The organism is Porphyrobacter sp. AAP82 (genome assembly GCF_000331285.1).
Taxonomy (GTDB): Bacteria; Pseudomonadota; Alphaproteobacteria; order Sphingomonadales; family Sphingomonadaceae; genus Erythrobacter.
In genome coordinates this window covers 36,032-50,110 of sequence record NZ_ANFX01000007.1, presented here as the reverse complement: position 1 = coordinate 50,110, position 14,079 = coordinate 36,032, and the positions used below count along the sequence as shown (strand labels likewise).

Here is a 14,079-nt window from a genome sequence, read left to right as displayed (position 1 = left end):
TTGACGGACTTGCCGCGACAACCCCTGCATGGTCAAGCGGAGAGGGGCGAATGACGAAGGCCTGCCCCCGCCGGGCGCGCGGTCGCCGATGCGCGAGGCGGTTGCGCGCCGCGGAATGCCCCGCCATAGACACCCGGACGCGGCAAGGATGTGATTGGCATATGACGGTGATCGACGGTCTCGCTCCTCCCGCGACGACCATCTTCGAACGCATGTCCCGCGCCGCTGCGGCGAGCGGGGCGATCAACCTCGGGCAGGGCTTTCCCGATCTGCCCGAGCCGCCCGAACTGATCGCCGCGGCCGGCGCGGCGGTGGCGGGCCGCAGCAACCAGTATCCCCCGATGCGCGGGCTGGCCGAACTGCGCCGCGCGATCGCCGCCTACTATGCCCGCGAACAGGGGCTGGACCTCGACGAGCGCGAAGTGCTGGTCACCTCCGGCGCGACCGAGGCGCTGGCCGCCACGATCCTTTCGCTGGTGCGCCCCGGCGACGAGGTGATCCTTGTCCAGCCGCTCTATGACGCCTATCTGCCGCTGGTCCGGCGCGCCGGGGGCATCGCGCGGTTCGTCAACCTCGTCCCGCCCGGCTGGACCCTGCCGCTGGACGCGCTCGAAGCGGCGATGAGCGATGCCACGCGGCTGCTGATCCTCAACACGCCCAACAATCCCGCAGGCAGCCTGATCGACCGGGCGACCCTCGAAGCGATCGGCACCCTCGCCCAGCGGCATGACGTGATCATCCTGTGTGACGAGGTCTGGGAGGCGATGCTTTTCGAGAGCGCCGGGCATGTCTCGCCGCTCGCCATTTCCGCCTTGCGCGGCCGCACGGTCAAGATCGGTTCGGCGGGAAAGATTTTCTCGCTTACCGGCTGGAAGGTCGGCTGGGCGTGCGCGGCCTTGCCGCTGGTCGAGACCATCGCGGCGAGCCACCAGTTCCTGACCTTCACCACCCCGCCGATGCTGCAATGGGCCGTGGCCGAGGGGCTGGCACTGCCTGCCGATTGGCACGCGGCGCACCGGGCGCGCTATCAGGCGGGCCGGGCGCGGCTGGTTGCGGGGCTGGCGGATGCGGGCTTTGCCGTGCTTCCCAATGCCGCGACATGGTTCGTCACCATCGATCTGGCCGCATCGGGGATCGACGTGGCTGACGCGGCCCTGTGCGAGCGGCTGATCCCCGAAGCCGGCGTTGCGGCCATCCCGATCAGTGCCTTCTATGCCGAAAACCCGCTGACGGGTTATATCCGCCTGTGTTTCGCCAAGGGGGACGACACGCTGGACGAAGCCGTCCGTCGCCTCGCCCGGTTCCGCAGGAGCCTGCTGTGATGGACTTTGCTGCCGCTGCCGATCTGATTGTCGCCACCGGCCGCCGCCTCGACGCGCGCGGGCTCGCTCCGGCGACCTCGGGGAATTACTCGGTCCGGCTGGCCGATGGCAGCATCGCGGTCACCGTCTCGGGCCAGCACAAGGGGCGGCTGACGGCCGATGGCGTGATGCGGGTCGATGCGGCCGGCGTGCCGCTCGATGCCAAGCGTCCCTCGGCCGAAACGCTGCTCCATTGTCTCGTCTATGACCTCGACGAGGGCGCGGGCGCGGTGCTCCACACCCACTCGGTCGCCGGCACGGTGCTGAGCCGCGCGCTGGGCGAGACGATCATGCTGACCGGTTACGAGCTGCTCAAGATCTTCCCCGGAAACGACACCCACGACACCAGCATCGCCATTCCGCTGGTCGACAACAGCCAGGACATGGCGGCGCTCGCCGACGAGCTGCGGCCCCTGATCGCCGCGCAGCAGCCGATCATCCCTGCCTTCTACATCCGCGGCCACGGACTCTACGGCTGGGGCCCGACGATGGACGCTGCCGAAAACATGATCGAAGCTGTCGAGTTCCTCATCGCCTGCGCCTGGGAGGAACTGAAACGCGAAGGAGCCCGCCGATGACCAGCCTCACCCAGTATGACGACGCCGCCCCCCATGCCGTGCGCCAGCACCTGTCCGATCACCCCGCGATCGCCGCCGCGCTGGCACCGCACGGGATCGTGCTCGAACGTTGGGCGGCCGAAGCGCCGCTCTCGGCCGATGCCGACGACGCGGCGATCCTTGCCGCCTATGCGGGCGATATCGACAAGCTCAAGGCGCGCGGCGGCTACCGGAGCTGCGATGTGCTGCGGCTTTCCCCCGACCATCCCCAGCGCGCCGAGCTGCGCGCCAAGTTCCTCGCCGAACACATCCATGACGATGACGAGGTGCGCTTCTTCGTCGAGGGTGCGGGGCTGTTCTACATCCACGCAGGCGGCATGGTCCACGCGCTCGAATGCACGGCCGGCGATCTCATCGCCGTGCCTGCGGGCACGCAGCACTGGTTCGACACCGGCGAGCGGCCGAGCTTCACCGTCATCCGCCTGTTCACCACCCCCGATGGCTGGGTGGCGCGCTTCACCGGAGACCCGATCGCCGACGCCATTCCCAAATACGATGGCATCGCCGCGTGACGCCAGCCGCGATCCTCACCGATATCGAAGGCACGACGTCGAGCATCGCCTTCGTCCATGAGGTGCTGTTTCCTTACAGCCGGGTGCGGCTTGAGGATTATGTCGCGGCGCACGCCGGCGAGCCCGAAGTGGCCGCGATCCTCGCTGCGGTGCGCGCCGAGGCGGCAGAGCCGGGGCTGGACACCGACGGCTGCATCGCGCTGCTTGCCGAATGGCACGATGCCGACCGCAAGGTCGCGCCGCTCAAGGCGCTGCAAGGCCTGATCTGGGCGAGCGGCTATGCCGATGGCGCACTGCAAGGCCATATCTATGCCGATGCGGCCGAGGGCCTCAAGCGCTGGCACGGGCGCGGTATTCCGCTTTACGTCTATTCCTCGGGCTCGGTCGCGGCGCAGAAGCTGATCTTCGGCCACACCGCCTACGGCGACCTGACGCCGCTGTTTGCGTGCTTCTTCGACACCGCCATGGGAGGCAAGAAGGAAGCTGCCTCCTACACGTCCATCGCCGCCGCGATCGGGGTTTCGCCGGGCAGCATCCTGTTCCTTTCCGATGTCGAGGCGGAACTGACAGCGGCGGCCTCGGCCGGGCTGATGGTGACCCTGCTGGCGCGTGACGGCGCGCCCGCGGCATCGCCCTATCCGGTCGCCGAAGACTTCCGCACGATCCTGCCCGAAGGGGTATCGGCATGAGGATCGAAGGCGCTGTGACCCGTTCGATCTGGGTGGAGCCCGATGGCTGGGCCGTGGGCATTTTCGACCAGCGCCTGCTGCCCTGGCAGGTCGAACGCATGGTGCTTCGCGAGATCGGTGGGGCCGCCGTCGCCATTGCCGACATGGCGACCCGCGGCGCGCCGATGATCGGGGCGGTCGCGGCCTATGGTCTTGCCTTCGGGCTCAAGGCCGACCCGTCCGATGAAGGCCTCGCTGCCAGCTGCGAGCAGCTGCGCGTCACCCGGCCGACCGCGGTCAACCTGCTGTGGGCGCTCGAACGGGTGCGCCGCGTGGTTGCGCCCCTGCCGCCCGCCGCGCGCGCCGCAGCCGCCCATGCCGAGGCGGGCCGCATCTGCGACGAGGACGTTGCCATGAACCGCGCGATCGGTGAAGGCGGGCTCGGGCTGATCCGCGCGATCGCCGCCAGGAAGGCGGGCGCGCCGGTCAATGTGCTCACCCATTGCAACGCCGGCTGGCTCGCCACCGTCGACTGGGGCACCGCCACCGCGCCGCTCTACCTTGCGCATGACGAGGGGATCGCGCTCCACGTCTGGGTCGACGAGACCCGCCCGCGCAACCAGGGCGCGCTGACCGCCTTCGAACTGGCCGGGCACGGCGTGCCGCACAGCTACATCGTCGACAATGCCGGCGGCCTGCTGATGCAGCAGGGTGCAGTCGACATGGTGATCGTCGGCACCGACCGGGTCACCGCCAACGGCGATGTCTGCAACAAGATCGGCACCTATCTGAAGGCGCTCGCGGCCAGGGCGCACGGCGTGCCTTTCTATGTCGCGCTGCCTTCCGCGACCTATGATCCCGCGACCGCGACCGGGGCGGATGTGCCGATCGAGGAACGCAGCGGCAAGGAAGTCGCCTTCGTTGCGGGCGAGGGCGGGCACAAGGTCCGCGTCACCCGCTCGCCGGTCCGCAACCCGGCCTTCGACATCACGCCCGCAAGCCTCGTCACCGCCTACATCACCGAAGCGGGCATCGCCGCCGGCCCCGAAGCGCTGGCGCAGCTGCTCGCCGGGCAGGGATAGCGCCGCGCAGATCGTCTCGCGATGTCCGAAGAAAGCCGCCCGCCCCTTGGCGCCCCCCCATGGCGTGCATCGCCACCATCTCTTCCAAGTCTTTGAAAAGATGGTGGGCGCGACAGGGATTGAACCTGTGACCCCACCCGTGTGAAGGGTGTGCTCTACCGCTGAGCTACGCGCCCGTCCCTATGGCCTGAGGCCCGGACAGGGGGGCGCCATTACTGGGGTCGCGGGCAATTGGCAAGCACCTGCTGCGTGGCCGGTGCGATTTAACTGCCGGCGAGCCATGCGAGGAGCGCGAGCAACCCCTCGGGCCGCACGGCGGCGGCCTTGGGCGGGGCTGCGGCGGAGGCATCGAGGGGGGCGGGGCAGGCTAGGCAATAGGCCTGGACCCCGCGCGTGCCCAGCAGCCGCTCGGCATCGCGGGCGATGCGCGTGCCCATCGCCTGCGATCGCGTCGCGGTCAGCGCGAAGAAATCGCCCGCCGGCGCGGTGCGCGCCTTGGCCGCCTCGCCGGCGACGAGCTGGCGGATCAGCGAATCGTAATTCGCATCCTTCTCGCCGAGATAGACCGCGTGCCATTCGCCCTGCTTCGCGCCCGCCTTGGCCGCCGCCCATTCGAGCGCGTCGGACAGCCCGCCGAATTCATCGACCAGGCCGATCTGGCGCGCCGTGCCGCCGTCCCATACCTGCCCTTGGGCGATCTGGTCGACGCGGCTGACCGGCAGGCGACGCGCGCCCGAAACCAGCTTGAGGAAGTCCTGATAGGTCCCCCCGATCGAGGTCTGGAGCAGCGCATCCATCGCCGGCGAGAAGCCGCCGACGAAATCGGGCTGGCCCGAAAGCTCGGTGGTCCGGTAGCCGTCGGCCGTCACCCCGAGCCGCGCGGCGGCGTTCTCGAAGGTCGGAACAACCGCATAGACCCCGATCGAGCCGGTGATCGTCTCGGGCTCGGCGAAGATGCGCTCGCCCGGCGTGGTGACCCAGTAGCCGCCGCTTGCCGCAAGGTTGCCCATCGACACCGCGACCGGAATCTTGCGCGCGCGGAAACGCTGGATTGCGCGGCGGATTTCCTCGGACGCGGTGACCGAGCCGCCCGGCGAATCCACTCGCATCACCAGTGCGGCCAGATCATCGTCCAATGCCTCGTCGAGCAGGTCGGCGATGCGCGTGCCCCCGGCGATGCCCGGCCCCGCATCGCCATCGACAATCTCGCCGGCGATGGTGACGACCCCGATCGCCTTGCCCTTGCGCAGCTGGCCGAGGTCGGCGAGGTAGGCGGAAAGGTCGCTCGAGGCATAGGCGCCGGGAAGCGTGCTCCACGGGTCCTCGCCCGCAAGTTCGGCCACCCGCGCACCGAAGGCGGCCTTGTCGCCGAGCTTGTCGACCATGCCTGCATCGAGCGCGGCCTTTGCCATGTCGCCGCCCGAGCTTGCCACCCACGCCGCCGGATCGCCGGTGATCCGCGCCAGTTGCAGCTTGGGCCGGGCGCGGGTGACGTTTGCCTTGTATTCCTCCCACAGCGCTCCGTAGAGTCCGCCGATATTGGCGCGCGCCTCCTCGGACATGCCGGAGCGGGTATAGGGTTCGACCGCCGACTTGAACTCGCCCACGCGGTACACCCGCGCGTTGACGCTGAGCTTTTCGAGCAGGCCGGCATAATAGAGATTGCTGCCGCCCGGCCCCGCGATCACCGCCATCCCTTGAGGGTCGAGCCACACCTCGCTGGCATGTGCGGCGAGCAGCATGTGATCGTCGGCATAGGCCATGGCAAAGGTCAGCGCCGGCTTCTTGGCCTTGCGCAATCGGTCCATCGCCTCGGCGATCTCTTTCAGGTGCACCTGACCGCCGCCGAGAAAGGTGGTCATGTCGAGCACCACCGCCTTGACGCGGTCATCGGTTGCGGCCGCATCGATCGCGCGCACCACGTCGCGGGCGCGGATTTCCTCGACCGGCGCCTCGCGCGAGAGCAGCGCCTCGATCGGATCGAGCGCGCTCTTTTCCTCGACCACCACGCCCGCAAGGTCGATCAGCAGCGCCCCGTCACGCACCTGCCCGGGATTGGGCCGCGCCGAGAGCACGCCGAACAGCGCGACAAAGAACAGCAGCAAGAACAGCAGGACAAGCCCGTCCTTGATCCCGACGAGGATCTTCCAAACCTTGCCCACGAAGCTCATTGCATGTCCCTTATGATCTGCCCCGACCGCGATGTAGGATCTTTGCCCTTGCAGTTCTATCGGAAACCTTACGGCGCGGGTTGAGTGACAGACGCGCTTCGATTAAGCGCATCGCTTTAATGGCCAGCACCAATCTTACCGCCCTCTCGGGCCGCTTTCCGCCCGGAAGGCTCGCTTTCCCGCACCGCGATCTCACCGGCATCGGCAAGCTCGCACGGCACGAAATCCTCTATCTGCTGAGCGAGGCGCAGCAATGGGTTGCGCTCAACCGCCAGAGCGCCAAGCACACCGACCTGCTCGGCGGGCTGACCATCATCAACGCCTTCTTCGAGAATTCGACCCGCACGCTCTTGTCCTTCGAGATCGCGGGCAAGCGGCTGGGGGCCGATGTGGTCAACATGCACGCTGCGACCAGCAGCGTGAAGAAGGGCGAGACGCTGATCGACACCGCGATCACGCTGAACGCGATGCGCGCCGATGCGATCGTGATCCGCCACGGGTCTTCGGGCGCGACCGGGCTGATCGCGAACAAGGTCGATTGTCCGGTCCTGAATGCGGGCGATGGCCAGCATGAACACCCGACGCAAGGCTTGCTCGATGCGCTGACACTGCGCCATGCCCTGGCCGAGCGGGGGGAGGGCGCAGAGGATTTCACCGGCCTGACAGTGACGATCTGCGGCGACATCCTCCACAGCCGCGTCGCGCGCTCGAACATCCTGTGCCTCACCGCGCTGGGCGCGCGGGTGCGCGTCTGCGCGCCGCCCGCGCTGATGCCGCAAGGGGTGGAGGCAATGGGGGTGGAGGTGTTCCACAATTTCGATGCCGCGCTGGACGGCGCCGAGGTGGTGATGATGCTGCGCCTGCAATCTGAGCGGATGACGGGCCAGTTCATCCCGTCCCCGCGCGAATATCGGCATCTCTACGGCCTGACGACCAAGCGGCTCGCGCTCGCCCGGCCTGGCGCCCTGGTGATGCACCCGGGGCCGATGAACCGCGGGATCGAGATCGACAGCGAGGTCGCCGACCTTGCGGGCCGATCGCTGATCACCCGGCAGGTCGAGATGGGTGTGGCGATCCGCATGGCGTGCCTTGACGTCCTCACCCGCGAAGCGCGCGGCGTGGAGGGCTGGGCATGAGACAGATGCATCCGCTCGTCATCGTCAATGCCCAGCTGGTGACGCCCGGGGGCGTGGTGCAGGGGGGGCTGCGCTGCGCCGAAGGCGTGATTGCCGCCGTGGGCGCCGGAGTCGAGGCGATGGCGGGCGACGATGTCGTCGATGCGCGCGGCAAGCTCCTCGCTCCCGGCATCGTCGACCTCGGCGTGTTCGCGGTCGACAAGCCCGCGTTCCATTTCGGCGGGATCACCCGCGCCGCGCTGATGCCCGACCAGTCGCCCCCGCTCGATCTGCCGAGCCGGGTCGGCTTCATCGCCAAGAGCGGCAAGCCCGATCTGTGGGTCCACCCGCTCGCCGCCGCCACCCGCAGGCTCGAGGGGCGCGAGCTTGCCGAACTCGCGCTGATGCAGGATGCGGGCGCGAGGGGGATCGCCACCGGGCGGCGCTGGATCGCCGATAGCGGCGTGATGCTGCGCCTGCTGCAATATGCCGCGATGCTCGACCTTGCGGTCGTGACCCACGCCGAGGATGGCGGGCTTGCCGGAGAGGCCGCCGCGACCGCAGGCGAGATCGCCACCCGCCTCGGCCTGCCCGCCGCCCCCGCCGAGGCCGAGGCGCTGGCCATTGCCCGCGACATCGCGCTCGCCGAACTGGCGGGCGCGCGGCTGCATATCCGCCAGGTCACCACAGCGCGAGGGTTCGAACTGATGCGCGAGGCAAAGGCGCGGGGGCTGCCGGTCACTTGCGGGATCACGCCTGCGCACTTCATGCTCTCGGACCTCGCGACCGCCGATTTCCGCACCTTCACCCGCCTCTCGCCCCCCTTGCGAGGCGAGGCCGATCGGCAGGCGGCGCTGGCCGCGATCGCTGACGGCACGGTGGATGTCATCGCCAGCGGCCATGATCCGCGCGGGCCCGAGGACAAGCGCCTGCCCTTCGCTGACGCCGCGCCGGGCATGGCGGGGGCCGAAACGCTGCTCGCCATGGTGCTCGGGCTGGTGCGGGACGGCGTGATCGACACCCCCCGCGCCTTCCGGTTGCTCGCCGCCAATCCGGCACAGCTGCTCGGCGTGCCCGCTGGCGCTCTGGCGGTCGGGCTCGAGGCGGACCTCGCGCTTGTCGACCCCGACCAGCCCTGGATCATCGACCGCCGCAAGATGGAGGCGACTGCCGACAACACCCCCTTCGACCGCCAGGGCGCGCAAGGGCGCGTGCTGGGGCTGTGGAAGGGCGGGGTTGCCCTCGGCCACTGACGCATGCTTGCATTGCGGTGCCGGAGGCGTAGTCTGCCCGCGGGGTTGGCCAAGGGGGCGGGGCAATGGCAACACATGCGCAAGGCTTGAAGGGCAAGAGGGGCGGCTCGGGAACGCTGGTGGAGTTCCTCGACCGCTGGTTCTATGTCGGGATGGCGCTGTTCCTGATCGCCGTGATCCTGATCGGCTTCGTGCCGGATTCCTTCCTGCGGGCCGGTGACATCGCGGCCGGTGGCCGACCCGGGTTCCTCTGGCAGGCGCATTTCCATGCGCTGACCATGGCGGCATGGATGGGGCTGCTGCTCACCCAGACAGTGTTGATGGCGACGGGCCGCAACCGGTGGCACATGCAGTTGGGGCTTTTCGGCATGGTGCTTGCCCCGCTGATGGTGATCGGCGGTGTGATGCTGGTCCCCGCGCAGTTCGCCGCGCGGATCGCCTTTGCCGAGGCCGGCGATCCTGCCGAGGTTGCCGACATGGCGCGGGCAATGACCAACACCGCGCTGCTCCAGCTGCGCAGCGGCATCAGCTTCGCGCTGCTGGTCGCCATCGCGCTGGCCGCGCGGCGGTTCGATGCCGGAATGCACAAGCGGATGATGATCCTCGCGACCATCTCGCCGATCGGAGCGGCTTTCGCGCGGATGCCGTTCCTCTACAATTCGCAGCCTCAATCGCCTCTCTCGACGCTGGCCTGGCCGGCGGTCTGCGTGATCCCGATGATCGCGTGGGACCTCTACCGCCAGCGCCTCGTGCACCCCGCCTACTGGATATTCCTCGCGGTCACCCTGTCGGGCAGCCTTGTGGTCATGTGGCTGTGGGACACGCCCGGCTGGCAGGCCCTTGCCGGGCCCTTGCTGCACCCGTGACAAAGAAAACTCCCGGCCAGCGGCGGCTGACCGGGAGCAAGGCTTGCTCAGCGTGAATGACGACGAGGCGCCTCAGCGGCTGCGCGAGGCAACCTGCACGTCGCGTTTGACGACGCCAGCGGGCGGGGTCGAGGCGGCGTAGGCGAAGCACCCGCGGCCTGCCGACTTCACGGTGCCGCACATGGCGCGGGCGCCCTGCGAGGTGAAGCCGTCGGCGGCGACGCGCCAGAAGGTGCGGCCACCCACCAGCGCTTCGGTGATCACCGGCTTGCGGTCCTTCAGTTGCGGGAACTTGGCCAGCAGCGTGCTCCAGCCGCGCTGGGCTTCGGCCTTGCTGCCGTAGGAGCCGAGCTGGACGAGGTGGGTGGCCGGACCCCTGTCGGCGGCGGCGGCGGCGGCAGGGGCGGGTGCGCCGGCAGCTGTGGTCGCGGCCATGCGGCGCTGCGAGGCGGCCTGGGCGACACGCGGCGCGGCGGGCGCGGCAGGAGCGCGAACCGCCGCCGGCGTGGGCGTGGCGGCCGAAGCTGCGGGCAGCTGCTGGACCATCGGGTTCGAGACATAGCGGATCCCCGGCGCTTTGGGCTGTGCTGCGGCGAAGGTGACGAGGGGCTGTTGGGGCGCCGGTGCGGGGGCCGCTTCGGCAGCGGGTGCAGGCGCGGCGAAGGCGGCGGCGAAGCTGGCCGAGGCGGCGGGATCGGCGACCGCGGCGGGTTCGGCTGCGGCCAGCGCGACGTCAGCGTCGACACCGGCGTCGAACGCGGCGACCCTCATGTCCTGCGCCGGGAAGCCGGCGAGCGCGAGGTGCATCGGCTGGCCGGCATCGGCGCGCGGGGTGACATCCAGCAATGCGGCAACGCGCTGCGCGGCCATTTCGGGTGCGCTCGTCTGGGCCCACTGGGCAAGGCGCGCTTCGATCTGGTCGGCGGGCACGTCTTCGGCGGCCATCACGCGGGCAGCGCGCCAGTTGCCGGCCAGCGCATAGGCATAGGCAAGGTTCTGGCGCAGTTTGGGGGTGGCGACCTCGGCGCTGCGAACGCCGTTCACCAGCACAGCCACGCCGCGTTCCGGCTGCCCGGCAAGGGCCAGCGCAAGGCCGAGATCGGCAGGGTCGATCGCAGCCGAATAGTCATCGAGCACCAGCACCGCCGCCTTGGGATCGCCGATCGCGATCTTGGCGAGCGCGAAGCTGAGCACCGTGCGGGGGTTGTTGTCGCCCAGCTCCAGAGCATCGCCGAAGGTGGCAGCCGCGGATTCGAAGCGGCCCGCCTCGAGATAGGCCGCACCCAGCAGCGCGCGATAGGAGGGGTTGCGGCCATCGGCGAGCACGGCCTCCTCGCCATGCTTGATGGCCTTTTCGACCTTGCCCTTGGCGAGCGCTTCCTGCGCGTTCCCGAAGGACGTCTCGGCACGCGGTGCGGCCGAAGCGGGCGCTCCGGCGAAGGCCAGTCCCGCGATCGCGGTGGTGACGGCGAGCGCGAGACGCGGCGATGTCTTCCGGCCGGTTGTGATGCTGCGGTCCATGGTCAAAGTCCCCCGTAGATCCTGATGGTTCACGTTGTCGTGGCGGTTGTGGTGGCGGGCGCTCAGTGGCGCTTGAGGTGATTGGCGATGACATCGAGCTCGTCATATTCGGCGAGCAGGCGGTCGAGAGCCTCGGTCACGAGCACCTGGGCGCTGACGCCCTGCATGGTCGCGGCAAGGCGCAGCTTGAGGTGGCGGTCGGCATCGAGCCGCAGCGTGAAGGCGGCGCGGCGCGCGGACGGAGCGGCGGCAACGCGGGGCACTGGTGCCGGAGCCGGCGCAGCCTGCGGCACGTGGGACACCTGCGGGACGAGCGGCGAATAGATCGCGGTGTCTGCGTCCTCGTCCTCTTCGTCCGCGTCGTAATCGGCGGAATCGAAGACTTCGCCGTAGGGCGCCTCCTCGTCCTCGTCCTCGGCCCCGTCCTCGTCATATTCGGGCTCGCGGTCTTCCGGGCCGGTCATCGCCGCATCGGCGAGCACGCGCTCTTCGAGGCGGCGCTGTTGGCGACGGACGATCGGGCCGGGGCCGGCGGTGGCGGGGCTGGCGTTGAGGTCGGCGCTGATCGGCACGATCTGCGCGCCGCCCTCGCCATCCGAATCGCCCATATCGTTCCAGCCGAGATCCTCGAGCGCCTCCTCGGGCACCACGGCCGCTTCCTCGGCGACCAGCGGTGCGACCTGCGGACGCATCGCGGGCTTGGCGCCGCCCTTGCGGGCGAGCAGCGAAGGTCCGAGCGAGGCGAAACCGGAATCCGACATGGCCCTGTGCGCCTTCGCTTACTGCGCCACCCGGCGGCCGAAGCCGCCCGCGGGACGCGGCACGCCGCCCATGTGCTGGCCGGAGCCATTGGGCGCGGGCGCAAACACGGTGCGGCGGAAGTTCTTTTCCAGACGATCGGCGATATAGCGCCACAGCGCGGCGATTTCCGCAGCCGAGCGGCTTTCGGGATCGACCTCCATCACCGTGCGGCCGTCGATCATCGAGGCGGCGAAATCGGTGCGGTGGTGGAGCGTGATCGGGGCGACGGTGCCGTGCTGCGAGAGCGCGACCGCGGCCTCCGAGGTGATCTTGGCCTTGGGTGTGGCCGCGTTGACGACAAACACCAGTGGCTTGCCCGCGCGCTCGCACAGGTCGACCGTGGCACCCACGGCGCGCAGATCGTGCGGGGAGGGGCGGGTCGGCACGACGATCAGTTCGGCCACGCTGATGACCGACTGGATCGCCATGGTGATGGCCGGCGGGGTGTCGATCACCGCGAGCTTGAAGCCCTGCTGGCGCAGCACTGCAAGGTCATTGGCGAGACGCGCGACCGTGGTCTGGGCGAAGGCGGGATACTCTGCCTCGCGCTCGTTCCACCAGTCGGCAAGGCTGCCTTGCGGGTCGATGTCGATCAGCACGACCGGCCCGGCGCCAGCGCGCTGGGCCTGGACGGCGAGATGTCCGGACAGGGTGGTCTTGCCCGATCCACCTTTTTGCGATGCCAAAGCGAGTACACGCAACGCCTGGGTCCCCCATGGATTGAACCGCTGCGTGCTGCCCTATTGCAACGCCTGACAACGGCTGGATGGACACGGGATCGCAGGATACCCCTAATTTAGGGTTAACATGCCGGACGTGCGGGGAATGGCTGATGCGGCCCCGGCCCGGCCTCGCCGCGCGCGACCGGGCCTAGACCACGTGCAACCATTTGATAACCGTGTTGCCCTATGGATCGCTCCACCACCCCTTCTGCTGGGCCCAGCACCAACAGGCGAGAGACGATCGATGGCACGCTTCATTATGGCAGGTTCGAGGACGATGACGATGGCCGGCGCAGGGCTTGCGCTGCTTGCGGCTGCGGCGCCCGCGCTCGCGGACGTGAAGGCCGGCGTCGATGCGTGGAGTGCGGGCGACTATGCCCGCGCGGTGGTCGAATGGCAGGGCCCGGCCGCTGCCGGCGATGCCGATGCGCTGTTCAACCTTGCCCAGGCCTACCGTCTCGGGCGCGGGGTCGAGATCGACAATGCCCGCGCGCGCCAGCTCTACGAGCAGGCCGCGGCGCTCGGCCATGTGAAGGCCGCCGACAATTTCGGGCTGATGCTGTTCCAGGAAGGCGAACAGCAGAAGGCCATGCCGCTGATCCAGGCTGCTGCCGACCGCGGCGATCCTCGCGCGCAATATGTGCTGGGCCTGTCGCACTTCAACGCCGACTATGCTCCGCGCGACTGGACGCGCGCCTATGCGCTGATGACGCTGGCGAACGGCGCCGGCCTGCCGCAGGCGCGCGAGGCGCTGGCGCAGATGGACACCTATATTCCGCAGGCCCAGCGTGCCCAGGCGCAGTCGCTCGCCCGCGAGCTTGATGCCGGTGCCAGGGCCCAGCGCCAGACCGAACTCGCCGCCGCCGAGCTCGGCAGCCGCCCGGCCGCCGCAGCGGTGCTCGCGGTCGCAACTGCGCCCGCGCCCAAGCCGCCGGTGGTAACTGTCGCTGCCGCCGCGCCCAAGCCGATGGGCCTGCCGCCCGCACCCAAGCCGCTCGCTCCGGCCCCGGCGCCTGCGCAGCTCACGCTTGCCTCGGCCGGCAAGGGCTCGACCGTGACGCCCGTTCCGGCCGCGCTCGCCCCGCGCAAGCAGGGCAGCTGGCGCGTGCAGCTTGGCGCTTTCGGCGTGGCGGGCAATGCCGACAAGCTGTGGAGCCAGATCGGCAGCCATGCCGCACTCGCGGGCACCCGCAAGGCGCTCTTGCCGTCGGGCAGCCTCACCCGCTTGCTCGCCACCGGCTTTTCGAGCGAGGCCGAAGCCGGCCGCGCCTGCGCCGCGCTGAAGCGCGAAGGCAAGGCCTGCGTCGTCGCCGGGCAGGGCTGACCCACCAAGCGCCGCCGGGAATCGACCGGCGGCTCTTTCCAAGCTCCTGCAAATCGCTAATCTCCC

General features: G+C 69.5%; 13 protein-coding genes and 1 tRNA gene. 9 read left to right on the top strand and 5 right to left on the bottom strand.

The features are described from left to right. Positions 1-161: 161 nt before the first annotated feature. Genes D620_RS0100770 through mtnA form a run of 5 tightly spaced genes read left to right on the top strand, consistent with a single transcriptional unit; the run spans position 162 to position 4,240 of the window. On the top strand, positions 162-1,322 hold the full coding sequence (locus D620_RS0100770) for an aminotransferase (protein ID WP_017663871.1): 1,161 nt from the start codon (positions 162-164) through the stop codon (positions 1,320-1,322). Further along, on the top strand, positions 1,322-1,939 hold the full coding sequence (locus D620_RS0100765; protein WP_017663870.1) for a methylthioribulose 1-phosphate dehydratase: 618 nt from the start codon (positions 1,322-1,324) through the stop codon (positions 1,937-1,939). Before D620_RS0100770 ends, D620_RS0100765 begins: the two co-directional genes overlap by 1 nt. Further along, the gene (locus D620_RS0100760) at positions 1,936-2,490 is read left to right on the top strand and encodes a 1,2-dihydroxy-3-keto-5-methylthiopentene dioxygenase (protein WP_017663869.1); all 555 of its coding nucleotides are present in this window, start codon (positions 1,936-1,938) and stop codon (positions 2,488-2,490) included. Before D620_RS0100765 ends, D620_RS0100760 begins: the two co-directional genes overlap by 4 nt. Further along, positions 2,487-3,179, top strand: a complete 693-nt coding sequence (mtnC, locus tag D620_RS0100755; RefSeq protein ID WP_017663868.1) for an acireductone synthase — start codon at positions 2,487-2,489, stop codon at positions 3,177-3,179. Before D620_RS0100760 ends, mtnC begins: the two co-directional genes overlap by 4 nt. Further along, complete coding sequence (gene mtnA, locus D620_RS0100750; protein ID WP_017663867.1) at positions 3,176-4,240, top strand: S-methyl-5-thioribose-1-phosphate isomerase; 1,065 nt, start codon at positions 3,176-3,178, stop codon at positions 4,238-4,240. The genes mtnC and mtnA overlap by 4 nt, the downstream gene beginning before the upstream one ends. A 101-nt stretch (positions 4,241-4,341) precedes the next feature. On the opposite strand, the gene D620_RS0100745 is transcribed toward mtnA, so the two are convergent. Together D620_RS0100745 and sppA are read right to left on the bottom strand one after the other, a co-directional pair. Beyond that, positions 4,342-4,416 (bottom strand) — tRNA-Val (locus D620_RS0100745). A gap of 87 nt (positions 4,417-4,503) precedes the next feature. Continuing rightward, positions 4,504-6,411: a signal peptide peptidase SppA gene (sppA, locus tag D620_RS0100740; protein ID WP_017663866.1), complete on the bottom strand. Its 1,908-nt coding sequence runs from the start codon at positions 6,409-6,411 to the stop codon at positions 4,504-4,506. 119 nt (positions 6,412-6,530) lie between these two features. On the opposite strand from sppA, the gene D620_RS0100735 reads away from it, so the two are divergent. The 3 genes from D620_RS0100735 to D620_RS14355 all read left to right on the top strand — a co-directional run bounded on the left by D620_RS0100735 (position 6,531) and on the right by D620_RS14355 (position 9,645). After that, complete coding sequence (locus D620_RS0100735) at positions 6,531-7,547, top strand: aspartate carbamoyltransferase catalytic subunit (RefSeq protein ID WP_017663865.1); 1,017 nt, start codon at positions 6,531-6,533, stop codon at positions 7,545-7,547. Beyond that, positions 7,544-8,779: a dihydroorotase gene (locus D620_RS0100730; RefSeq protein ID WP_026091846.1), complete on the top strand. Its 1,236-nt coding sequence runs from the start codon at positions 7,544-7,546 to the stop codon at positions 8,777-8,779. The genes D620_RS0100735 and D620_RS0100730 overlap by 4 nt, the downstream gene beginning before the upstream one ends. A 65-nt stretch (positions 8,780-8,844) precedes the next feature. Beyond that, positions 8,845-9,645, top strand: a complete 801-nt coding sequence (locus D620_RS14355; protein WP_155799910.1) for a hypothetical protein — start codon at positions 8,845-8,847, stop codon at positions 9,643-9,645. Positions 9,646-9,717: 72 nt separating this feature from the next. On the opposite strand, the gene D620_RS14350 is transcribed toward D620_RS14355, so the two are convergent. From D620_RS14350 to D620_RS0100710, 3 genes are all read right to left on the bottom strand, one after another. Next, positions 9,718-11,166: a tetratricopeptide repeat protein gene (locus D620_RS14350; protein WP_017663862.1), complete on the bottom strand. Its 1,449-nt coding sequence runs from the start codon at positions 11,164-11,166 to the stop codon at positions 9,718-9,720. A 62-nt stretch (positions 11,167-11,228) separates the two neighbouring features. Continuing rightward, positions 11,229-11,927 (bottom strand): hypothetical protein, encoded by a 699-nt coding sequence (locus tag D620_RS15590; protein ID WP_017663861.1) that lies wholly within the window; start codon positions 11,925-11,927, stop codon positions 11,229-11,231. Between the two features lie 18 nt (positions 11,928-11,945). Beyond that, positions 11,946-12,668, bottom strand: coding sequence for a ParA family protein (locus D620_RS0100710; protein ID WP_026091845.1), 723 nt, complete (start codon positions 12,666-12,668; stop codon positions 11,946-11,948). A gap of 265 nt (positions 12,669-12,933) precedes the next feature. Here D620_RS0100710 and D620_RS0100705 point away from each other — a divergent pair, with 265 nt between their 5' ends. Continuing rightward, positions 12,934-14,013: an SPOR domain-containing protein gene (locus D620_RS0100705; RefSeq protein ID WP_155799908.1), complete on the top strand. Its 1,080-nt coding sequence runs from the start codon at positions 12,934-12,936 to the stop codon at positions 14,011-14,013. Positions 14,014-14,079 lie beyond the last annotated feature (66 nt).